Annotated in this window: 9 protein-coding genes; 2 read left to right on the top strand and 7 right to left on the bottom strand. The window is 67.0% G+C overall.

Translation table 11 applies throughout. From position 1 onward, the window contains the following. Positions 1–11 precede the first annotated feature (11 nt). Genes folP through ftsH form a run of 3 tightly spaced genes read right to left on the bottom strand, consistent with a single transcriptional unit; the run spans position 12 to position 3658 of the window. Complete coding sequence (gene folP / locus ACFQ50_RS15815; protein WP_377996599.1) at positions 12–932, bottom strand: dihydropteroate synthase; 921 nt, start codon at positions 930–932, stop codon at positions 12–14. A gap of 10 nt (positions 933–942) precedes the next feature. Continuing rightward, the gene (gene folE, locus ACFQ50_RS15820) at positions 943–1581 is read right to left on the bottom strand and encodes a GTP cyclohydrolase I FolE (RefSeq protein WP_377996600.1); all 639 of its coding nucleotides are present in this window, start codon (positions 1579–1581) and stop codon (positions 943–945) included. Between the two features lie 10 nt (positions 1582–1591). After that, a complete protein-coding gene (gene ftsH / locus ACFQ50_RS15825) occupies positions 1592–3658 on the bottom strand; it encodes an ATP-dependent zinc metalloprotease FtsH (protein ID WP_377996601.1) in 2067 nt (688 codons plus the stop codon). Between the two features lie 380 nt (positions 3659–4038). On the opposite strand from ftsH, the gene ACFQ50_RS15830 reads away from it, so the two are divergent. After that, the gene (locus ACFQ50_RS15830; protein WP_377996602.1) at positions 4039–4872 is read left to right on the top strand and encodes a DUF559 domain-containing protein; all 834 of its coding nucleotides are present in this window, start codon (positions 4039–4041) and stop codon (positions 4870–4872) included. Between the two features lie 137 nt (positions 4873–5009). Here ACFQ50_RS15830 and hpt read toward each other — a convergent pair whose 3' ends face one another. The 4 genes from hpt to dacB form a co-directional block, all read right to left on the bottom strand. Continuing rightward, the gene (hpt, locus tag ACFQ50_RS15835) at positions 5010–5561 is read right to left on the bottom strand and encodes a hypoxanthine phosphoribosyltransferase (RefSeq protein ID WP_003799723.1); all 552 of its coding nucleotides are present in this window, start codon (positions 5559–5561) and stop codon (positions 5010–5012) included. 29 nt (positions 5562–5590) lie between these two features. Beyond that, on the bottom strand, positions 5591–6640 hold the full coding sequence (gene tilS, locus ACFQ50_RS15840) for a tRNA lysidine(34) synthetase TilS (RefSeq protein WP_377996603.1): 1050 nt from the start codon (positions 6638–6640) through the stop codon (positions 5591–5593). Between the two features lie 150 nt (positions 6641–6790). Further along, positions 6791–7909 (bottom strand): zinc-dependent metalloprotease, encoded by a 1119-nt coding sequence (locus ACFQ50_RS15845; RefSeq protein ID WP_377996604.1) that lies wholly within the window; start codon positions 7907–7909, stop codon positions 6791–6793. Positions 7910–7966: 57 nt separating this feature from the next. Beyond that, positions 7967–9481, bottom strand: a complete 1515-nt coding sequence (gene dacB, locus ACFQ50_RS15850) for a D-alanyl-D-alanine carboxypeptidase/D-alanyl-D-alanine-endopeptidase (RefSeq protein ID WP_377996605.1) — start codon at positions 9479–9481, stop codon at positions 7967–7969. Between the two features lie 154 nt (positions 9482–9635). Between dacB and ACFQ50_RS15855 the strand changes: the two genes are divergently transcribed. Next, the gene (locus ACFQ50_RS15855) at positions 9636–10124 is read left to right on the top strand and encodes an inorganic diphosphatase (RefSeq protein WP_003799714.1); all 489 of its coding nucleotides are present in this window, start codon (positions 9636–9638) and stop codon (positions 10122–10124) included. Positions 10125–10175 lie beyond the last annotated feature (51 nt).

Here is a 10175-nt window from a genome sequence, read left to right on the forward strand (position 1 = left end):
GGCCTTCCTGGTCAGCGGCCGTGGTCCGGGGCCGCCATGCGGGCGGCCACCTTGACGGCGTCAAGGCTGGGTCCGACGTCGTGCACGCGCACGGCCCAGGCGCCGCGGGCGGCGCTGATGGCGGTGATGGCGGCCGTGGCGGCGTCGCGCTCCTCCGGGAGCGCCGCCTTGCCGGCGACCGTCAGGAGCGTGCCGAGGAAGCGCTTGCGGGACGCGCCCACCAGCACCTTGTGGCCCATCGCATCGAGCCGGTCGAGGTTCCGCAGCAGTTCCCAGTTCTGCACGTCCGTCTTCGAGAACCCGATGCCCGGATCCACGATGATCTGCTCCGGCAGGACGCCGGCCGCATACATTTTGTCGCGGACGCCGTTCAGTTCGGAGACGACGTCGTCCGCGACGTCGTCGTACTCCGTCAGGGCGGTCATGGTCTTGGCGTCGCCGCGGCGGTGGGTCAGGACGTAGGGCACCTTGGTCTTCGCCACGAGCTCGGCCATGCCGGGTTCGATGCTGAGGCCGGAAATGTCGTTGATGATCGCCGCGCCTGCATTCAGTGCGGCCTCTGCGGTGGAGACGTGGGTGGTGTCGATGCTGACCAGGGCGCCCGCCTTCACGAGGGCTTCGATGACCGGCACCACCCGGCGCTGCTCCTCCTCGGGGCTGACTTCCTCGGCGCCGGGGCGGGTGGATTCACCGCCGACGTCGATGATGTCGGCTCCCGCGTAGAACATCCGGAGGCCGGCGGCGATGGCGGTGTCCGTCGTCGCGTGCTTGCCGCCGTCGCTGAAGGAATCGGGGGTGACGTTGAGGATGCCCATGACGAGCGTGCGGTCTGTGGGCAGGGCTTCGAACTTGGCTGCCGGCCGCGGTTTGCGCAGGATGGGCAGGGGTGATGTTGCGGGGCCGGTTCCAGGTGCTGCAGCTAGGGAATCCATAGTCTGTTTTTTACCTTCCGAGTATGAGGCTCATGGCTTCGGCACGGGTGGCCGGGTCATGAAGTTGCCCGCGAACCGCGCTTGTGACGGTTTTGGCTCCGGGCTTGCGGATGCCGCGCATGGACATGCACATGTGTTCGCATTCCACCACCACGATGGCTCCGCGCGGCTTGAGGAATGTGACCAGCGCTTCAACGATCTGGGTGGTGAGGCGCTCCTGCACCTGCGGGCGGCGGGCGTAAATGTCCACCAGGCGTGCCAGTTTGCTCAGGCCCGTCACCCTGCCGTCGTGGGAGGGGATGTACCCCACATGCGCGACGCCGTGGAACGGCACCAGGTGATGCTCGCAGGTGGAGTAGAACGGGATGTCCTTCACCAGCACCAGTTCCTCGTGGTCGAGGTCGAAGGTGGTGCCGAGCACGCTGCCCGGATCCTGGTGCAGGCCGGCGAACACCTCGGCATAAGCCTTGGCCACGCGCTTGGGCGTGTCCTGCAGCCCGCCGCGTTCCGGGTCCTCGCCTATCGCCAGCAGGATTTCCCGCACGGCCGCTTCAATCCGGGGCCTGTCCACCTTGTGGTGGTGGCCTGATCCGTCCACCGCCGAAGGGTCGGCGGTGGCGGTGAGGTCGTCGTCGTCGAAGTGAGTCACACCAAAGAGCTTAGCCGTGGTGGCCGTCTGGTCCCGCTTCCGTTACTCCGCCCTGAAAGGAGGCGTCCTCCGGAACACCCTGGGGGTGCGGCGGAATCGCGTCCAGCGGTTCCTCGAGGCGGGCCTCCTTGGCTTCTTCCTGGGCTTCACGTTCGGCACGCTCCTGCCGCGACTCCACCGGGCCGGCCATCTGGACGGGCCGGGTCTCCTTGGACAGCCAGATCTCGCGGAAATCCCGCTTGCGGATGTCGCTGAAGATGTCGGCGATTTCGGCCTGGTTCAGCGTTTCCCGTTCCAGGAGTTCGAGGGCAAGCCGGTCCAGGACATCCCGGTTTTCGGTGAGGATGGCGTAGGCCTCGTCGTGGGCCTGGTCGATCAGGCGGCGGACCTCCTCATCCACGATGTAGGCGATCTGGTCGGAGTAGTTCCGCTCGTGGCTGGCGTCGCGGCCGAGGAACGGCTCGCCGCCGCCCTGGCCCAGGCGGACAGCACCAACACGTTCGCTCATGCCGTACTGGGTGACCATCTGGCGGGCGGTGGAGGTGGCCTTTTCGATGTCGTTCGAGGCGCCGGTGGACGGATCGTGGAAGACGATCTCCTCGGCCACGCGGCCGCCCATGGCGTAGGCCATCTGGTCCAGCAGTTCGTTGCGGGTGACGGAGTACTTGTCGTTTTCCGGGACCACCATGGTGTAGCCGAGGGCGCGGCCGCGGGGCAGGATGGTGATCTTGGTGACCGGTGCGGAGTTCCGCAGCGCAGCGGCGACGAGGGCATGTCCGCCTTCGTGGTACGCGGTGATCTTGCGCTCGTGCTCCTTCATGACGCGGCTGCGCTTCTGCGGGCCTGCCATGACGCGGTCGATCGCTTCGTCCAGTGCGCGGTCGTCGATCAGGTTGGCGTTGGACCGTGCCGTCAGCAGCGCAGCCTCGTTGAGCACGTTGGCCAGATCTGCACCCGTGTAGCCGGGTGTCTTCTTGGCCACGGCCTTGAGGTCAACGCCCTGAGCGATCGGCTTGCCCTTGGCGTGGACCTGGAGGATCTGGTCGCGCCCGACGAGGTCCGGCGCTTCCACGGAGACCTGCCGGTCGAAGCGGCCGGGGCGGAGCAGCGCCGGATCCAGGACGTCGGGCCGGTTGGTGGCGGCGATCAGGATGACGTTGGTCTTGACGTCGAAGCCGTCCATTTCGACGAGCAGCTGGTTGAGGGTCTGCTCGCGTTCGTCGTTGCCGCCGCCGATGCCGGCACCGCGGTGACGGCCGACGGCGTCGATTTCATCCACGAAAATGATGGCCGGCGCGTTGGACTTGGCCTGCTCGAACAGGTCGCGGACGCGGGAGGCACCAACACCGACGAACATTTCAACGAAGTCCGAGCCCGAGATGGAGAAGAAGGGGACGCCCGCCTCGCCCGCGACAGCGCGGGCCAACAGGGTCTTGCCGGTGCCCGGAGGGCCGTACAGCAGCACGCCCTTGGGGATCTTGGCGCCCACGGCCTGGAACTTGGCAGGCTCCGCAAGGAATTCCTTGATTTCCTGAAGCTCCTCGACGGCCTCGTCAGCACCGGCGACGTCCGCGAAGGTCACCTGGGGCATGTCCTTGCTGACCATCTTGGCCTTGGACTTGCCGAACTGCATCACCTTGGAGCCGCCGCCCTGCATGCGGGACAGCAGGAACCAGAACAGGACACCCAGCAGCAGCACCGGCACGAGCAGCGAGAAGAGTCCCGAGAGCCAGTTGCTCTCCACCGGCTGGTCCGTGTACCCCTTGGAGGGGTTGGCAGCAGTCACGGCCTTGACGACGTCCGGGCCGCGGTCATTGACGAAGAAGAACTGGACGTTCTTGCCCTTGTCCTGGCCGTCGATGACGAGGTTGTCTTTCAGCACCAGGTCGACGCGGTTTTCGCCGTCGAAGATCTTGGCCTGTTCCACCTTGCCGCTCTGGGCAAGGAGCTCGAGGCCCGGCTGCGTGTCGATGCGCGTCGAGCCGCCCGGAGCCAACGTTGCAAAGGCCAGCAGGAGCATGCCGACCACAACAATGATCCAAATGCCCGGGCCCTTGAAGAAACTCTTAGCTTTCATCTGTTCGGGGGCTGGCCCCGTCCCTCCTGGTAGTGCTGCACGGCGCGAGGACTGCGCGCGTGTGGTGCTGCGTCGCTTCTAGCTATACACCGTCAGGAGTAATTCACGCACGGTGTAATACAAAAGTTCCCTCAGGGCGTAGTGGCTGGTCGGGCGGCTTTCGGCACTGTCCCGCGCCCCCCTTAGGCTGGCGCCGGCGTTTCTGCACCTCTTTGCGGGCTGCCCGGAAACAGCACCCGCGGGATTGCCGGGCAGCGCCGCGCGCCGCGCCGCGAAAGTGGTGCAGAAACGCCCGGGCTGCGTTGTCCGCACAGGCCTTTATCCACATACGACGGGGTCCCTCTGCCGGGATGCATTACCGCGGGGCCACGCTGGACGGCATGCAGCCCTCGGAATTTCTCGCCAGGCACGGTGGCGTGGCCAGGCTGGCCCACCTCCGCCGGGCAGGCTTCAGCCGAAGCGAGGTTGGCCGCGCGGTGGACTCAGGGCTGATGGTGAACGCCCGGCATGGGGTCTACCGTCTGCCGCAGGCGAACGATGACTTCGTCCGGGCCTACGAAGCCAACGCCGCCGTCACCTGCGTCTCGGCTGCGGGCCACTATGCGCTCTGGACCCTGCAGGATCCCAGCCAGCCGCACCTTGCCGCCTGCCACCGCCGGCTGGCCCGCAGCATCCGGTCCCACAGGTTCAGCGGAGACATCTCGACCCTGCAGCCGCCCGTGCTCCCCCTGAAGGATGTCCTGCTCCATGCACTTCAGTGCCTGCCCGAACTTGAAGCTCTGGTGATGGTGGAATGCGCCTACAGCCGCGGTGAGATTGACCTCGATTTCCTTCGCAGGCTTCTTCCCGGGGCGCGGAACGGGCGAGCGCGTGCAGTGCTCCACCTCGTGGAACGCGGATCTGATTCCCTGCTGGAAACGGTGGCCCGGGTCCTGTTCCGGCGGCACGGCTTCGATGTGCGCACCCAGGTCTATCTGAAGGGAATCGGCTACGTGGATTTCCTGCTCAACGGATGCCTGATTGTGGAAATCGATGGCGTGGGCTTCCACCTGAACAAGCCCCAGTTCAAGAAGGACATTCGCCGGAACAACGTTGGGGCGGCCAGCGGCTACAGAGTGCTGCGCTACCTGTATGAGGATGTGGTGCACAGGCCGGAAGAGATGCTGGCGCAGATCCGGCAGGCCCTGGCCACGCCCCCGCGACAGACCTGCTAGTCGGCATTTCTGCACCACATCAAGCCGGGTTAAGCAGCACGCGCCGCCGTCGAGCCCGTGTTGTCAGGGTTCGACGGCGGCGCGGCCACCGAAAGCGGTGCAAAAATGCGGCGGCCGCCGGCGGAGGCGGGAGGCGTCTACTCGTAGACGTGCGGTGCCAGGGTGCCGACGAAGTCCAGGTTACGGTACTTCTCGGCGTAGTCCAGGCCGTAGCCCACCACGAACTCGTTGGGGATGTCGTAGCCCACGTACTTGACGTCGATCTCCACCTTGGCGGCCGTCGGCTTGCGGAAGGCGGTGCAGATTTCCACCGATGCGGTGCCGCGGGATTCGAGGTTGGTCTTCAGCCAGGACAGCGTGAGACCGGAGTCGATGATGTCCTCGACAATGAGCACGTCCTTGCCCATCAGGTCGGTGTCGAGGTCCTTGAGGATGCGCACCACGCCGGAGGACTGCGTGCCGGAGCCGTAGGAGGAGACAGCCATCCAGTCCATGGAGATGTGGCTGTGCAGTGCACGGGCCAGGTCTGCCATGACCATGACTGCGCCCTTGAGCACGCCCACAATAAGGATTTCGCGCCCTTCGTAGTCCTTGTCGATCTGGGCCGCGAGCTCGGTGATGCGCTGCTGGATCTGTTCCTTGGTGTAGAGAACGTGTTTGAGGTCTGCCTGGACGTCGGATGAATCCACCAATTGCTCCTGTGTAGATGCGGGTGCGACTATTTGCGGGACGGTTTATGAAGCCGGAATACAAGCTTCCCACAGCGGGCGGCCTCGCGGGGAACGCCTTCCGTCCCGCCCTGCCCCTGGGCACGCTCCCGGTCCTGCAGCTCGGCAAGCGAAAGACGGTACACGCTGACCCCGCCGGGCAGTTCCACCGGACCGGCTGACCCCTTCCGCCGCAGCAGTGCTTCCGCCGCCAAAAGGCGCTGGTAGCTGGGCTGTTGACCGCCGACGCCGGCAGCCGCCTTGGCGATCACGCGGAACCTGATGGCCGGGGCCAAGTCGGTCAGGGCAGCCTCCGGGAGGCTGGTGTCGGGGCCGTCGTACTCAGCGAGCGACTCGTACGTGCTGTTGGCCACGTCCTCCAGGTAGTCGGCATCCAGCTGCAGGATGGCGGCCGTGCGTGCCAGCGATTCGGCCACCCCGGGACCGAGTTTTTCCTCCAGCACCGGCATGACCTCCACCCTGGTCCTTGAACGGGCGAAGGCAGGATCGGCGTTGCTGGGGTCGTGCCAGGGCTCGAGCTCCTCCGCGCGGCAGATCTCCAGGGTGTCCTCCCGGCGCAGGCCAAGGAACGGCCGGAGCAGCTTCCCCCTGGCGGGCCGCATCCCGGCCAGGGACCGCGTGCCTGAGCCGCGGGCCAGGCCCAGCAGCACCTGCTCCGCCTGGTCATCGAGGGTGTGCCCCAGCAGGATGGCGCCGGCTTTCCACTCCCCTGCCGCCGCGTCGAGTGCGGCATGGCGGGCATCGCGGGCCGCGGCTTCCGGCCCGAAACCCGTGGCCGCGACATCGACCGTGCGGATCTGCACCGGGTCCAGGCCCAGGTCCCGCAGGGTCTGCGCGGTTCCCGCCGCAACATCAGCGGAACCGGGCTGCAACTGGTGGTCCACCACCACCGCCCCGATGACAACCGGCCGGCCGTCCACGTGGCCGCGCCGGGCGAAATAGGCGGCCACAGCGGCCAGGGCCAGGGAGTCGGGGCCGCCGCTGCAGGCCACCAGGACGCGGGCGGGATAGCCGGCTTCGGCCAGCGCATCCTGCAGCATTTTTCGGGCCGTGCCGAGTACCGGCGCCAACCGGCCCGGCCGCCGCCTTCCACTGGGAACGGGGCCGCTGGGAACGGGGCCGCCGGGGACGGGTACCGGGCCGCCCGAAAGGGAACCGCCGGCAGTGTTGGGGAGGTGCTGCACGGAAACCTAGAAACCCATCCTGTCGAGCCAGATCCTGGCGTTGTGGATTTCCTCTTCGGTGGGCAGGTTCGCCGGAGCTTCCCAGACCCGGTTGAAGCCCTCCATCCCGGCCACGTCCACCACCGCGCGGACAAACTTGGCGCCGTCGCTGTACTGCTTCATCTTGGCGTCGAGCCCCAGCAGGCTGCGGATGAACTTCTCGATGACGCCCCTGTCCTTGCCGCGGGCGTTGAACCGCTGCCGGATGGTCTTCACGGACGGGACGATGCTGGCGTCCACCGCGTCCATCACCACGTTGGCGTGGCCTTCGAGCAGGCTCATGACCGCCGTGAGGTGTGACAGCGAGGCCTTTTCCTCAGGGTCCTGCAGGAGGTCGAGGATGGCGCCGCGGCCCGGAGTGGAACCGGAGGCGGCCCGGTCCTTGAGCGAGCGGGCGGCCGCCGAGGCGCGTTCCATCAGGGAGTCCACGTTGCCCAGCAGGTGCCCGCTGAGGTTGTCGATCTCGTTCAGCATGTGGTGCCGGAGCCAGGGTGCCGCGGCGAACTGCACCCGGTGCGCCTGTTCGTGCAGGCATACCCAGAGCCGGAAATCCTGGGGGGTCACATTGAGCTCGCGCTCGACGGCGATGATGTTGGGCGCGACCAGCAGCAGGCGGCCGCCGGACGGCGCCTGCGATCCTTCGGCGAGAGCGGCAAAAGGATCGTACTGGCCCAGGACCTTGCTGGAGAGGAACGCGAGCACGGCGCCAAGCTGGCTGCCGGTGATGGCGCCGCTGACGGTGGCGGCTCCGGGGCTGATGGTGCCGCGGCGGTTTTCCAGCATTTTTTCGATGGCAGGCTTCAGCATCACGGCAAAGCTCTGAGTGTTGGCCTTCGCCCAGGAGGCCCGGTCCACAACGAGGACGGATGAGTCACGGAGGTCGCGGGCAGCCTCCAGCCCGGTGATCTGGTGGACGTGCGGAACGGAGGCGTCTGCCAGTTCCCTCAACTGGGAGACGGCGTCGCCGATCTCGGCGGCGGTCAGGGACGGGCCGGGCGGAGCCAGCCGTGCTGCTGCGGACGCGGCGAGGTCCCAGTTGATGAGGGCCTGGGCAGGGGCGGATGACTGGCTTGCAGTGGACTCCATACGCTCCATCAGAACATACGCGCCTTGCAGCGCGCCTTAAGTTCGCTGACCGGCGAACTAACTGCAGCCGCAGCCGGCCAGCGCCGTGGCCGCCGTGTCCAGGGCAGGCTTGTTGCCCTCGGCCCCCGGCGTCAGGCCGTTGCCGATGAAGGAGAACACCAGGAGCCGGCCGTCGGCGTCCACCACGTACCCGCTCAGCGCAATGACCGTGTTCAGGGTTCCCGTTTTGGCCCGCACCAGGCCGGCGCCCTCGGCCGTGGACTCGTCGATGTATCTGTCACCGAGCGTGCCGGTCAGCCCCGCCACCGGGAATCCGGCCAGAGCGGCCCTGAGCCGGGCGTCCTTGCCGTTGGTGATGGCCCGAACCACCTCCGAGAACTGGCGGGCGGACACCTGGTTGGCCAGGGCCAGGCCGGACACATCCGCGGCGAGCATTCCGTCCGTTGGGATTCCCAGCCCGGCGATCTGCCCAAGAACGGCGGCTTTTGCCGACTCGTTCGTCGCCGGCTGGCCGGCGGCGACCGCGGTCATGCGGCCCAGGGTTTCGGCGAGGTAGTTGTCCGAGGTCTGCAGCATGAGGTCCACCTGCTGGCTGACCGTCGCGGACTGCACTTGGGCGAGGACTTTGGCGTCCGCCGTCGTCTTTCCGTCAAAACGCACGACGGCGGGTGCGACGGTGAGGCCGGCGGCGGCACCGGCCGCTTTGAGGCCGGCAGCGAACGCCTCCCCCGCGGCGATCGCTGAGTCCTGGGGCCGGGGCGCTGTGGTGTCTGCGGAGTCAAACCGTGCCGAGTTGAGGGCCAGCGGGAAAAGCGGTGCAGTCTCGCCTGCGGCAACGTCATCCGGGCTCCAGGCCGGGTTCAGCGCCGGACCGGTGAAAAGGGAATCATCCACCAGCACCTGGACCTGCCCCTTGAAGCCGCCCTTGCGCAGCGAGTCAACGGTCTGTTTTGCCAGCGTGGCGAGCCCAGCGTGGCCCAGGACCTTGGACTCCGCGGAGTCGCCGGCACCGAGCAGGACGTCCCCGCCGCCCACCAGCACGACTGACCCCATTGCGGCCCCCGAAGATCCCGCGGCAGCCGGCCCGGCGACCACCTTGGTGCTGAACCGTTCCTCGGGGCCGATCCCCCGCAGCGCGGCCACGGCGGTGAGGAGCTTCATGTTGGAGGCCGGAATCCTCCTGGCGGCACCTTCCCTGTCGTACAGGACTTTGCCGGTGGCCGCGTCCTGGACCACGGCCGTGAACGTTCCGCCGCCGTCGGTCTTGAGGAGGGGGTCCAGCCGTGCCGCCACATTGGCGGGTACCGGCACCGGCGCCGTGGTGGCGAGCGGATCGATGCCCTGCGGGACGGACAGTTGCTCCGGGACCAGCTGCCAGGCGGGGGTCTGTGCCGGCTGGGCCGTGGACTGGGCCGGCCCCGTCAGCGCGGGGGCAATGAGCATCCCGGCGGGAAGGGCCAGTGCCAGGAGGAGCACCGTGAGGACGAGGGTAGGCCAGCTCCGGACCAGTTTGTGAAATTTGCCTGTGGAAAGCCTGCCGCGGCTATTGGCCGTGCCCCTGGTGCCGCTCATACTGCTGGTCCTCAAAGTCCTGAAATTACCCCATTAGTTCCTGAAACCTGGGCCTCTCGCTATATCCTCAATAGTAGTCGGCGGCACCGACAGTCCATTTTTGGTTGATCATCGCGTGTGCCGCGAACACCAAGCAATCGTCGAGGAGCATTCCATGAAGCATGACGTGACCATCGAGATCCCCAAGGGATCGCGCGTTAAGTACGAAGTCGACCACGAGACCGGCCGGGTCCGCCTGGACCGTGTCCTCTTCACTTCCATGCAGTACCCCACCCACTACGGCTTCTTCGAGAACACCCTCGGCGAAGACGGCGACCCGCTGGACGCACTGGTGCTCCTGCAGGACTTCGATCTGCACCCGGGCGTCATCGTTGAGGCCCGTCCGATCGGCGTCTTCAACATGACCGACGACGGCGGCGGAGACGCCAAGGTCCTCTGCGTTCCGGCCGACCCGCGGTTCGACCACATCCAGGAAGTCAGCGACGTCAACGAATTCCTGATCAAGGAAATCGAGCACTTCTTCACCCGCTACAAGGACCTGGAGCCCGGCAAGTGGGTCAAGGCCGAAGGCTGGGCCGACCGCGCAGCTGCCGAAGCCGAACTCGAGGCTTCCATCAAGCGTTACGTGCCCGCAGCACACTAGCGACGCCCAGCTCAACGGACGACGGCGGCAGGTGGGGTTCGCCAAGAACCC

This window comes from Arthrobacter sp. NPDC056493 (genome assembly GCF_042795115.1).
GTDB lineage: Bacteria > Actinomycetota > Actinomycetes > Actinomycetales > Micrococcaceae > Arthrobacter.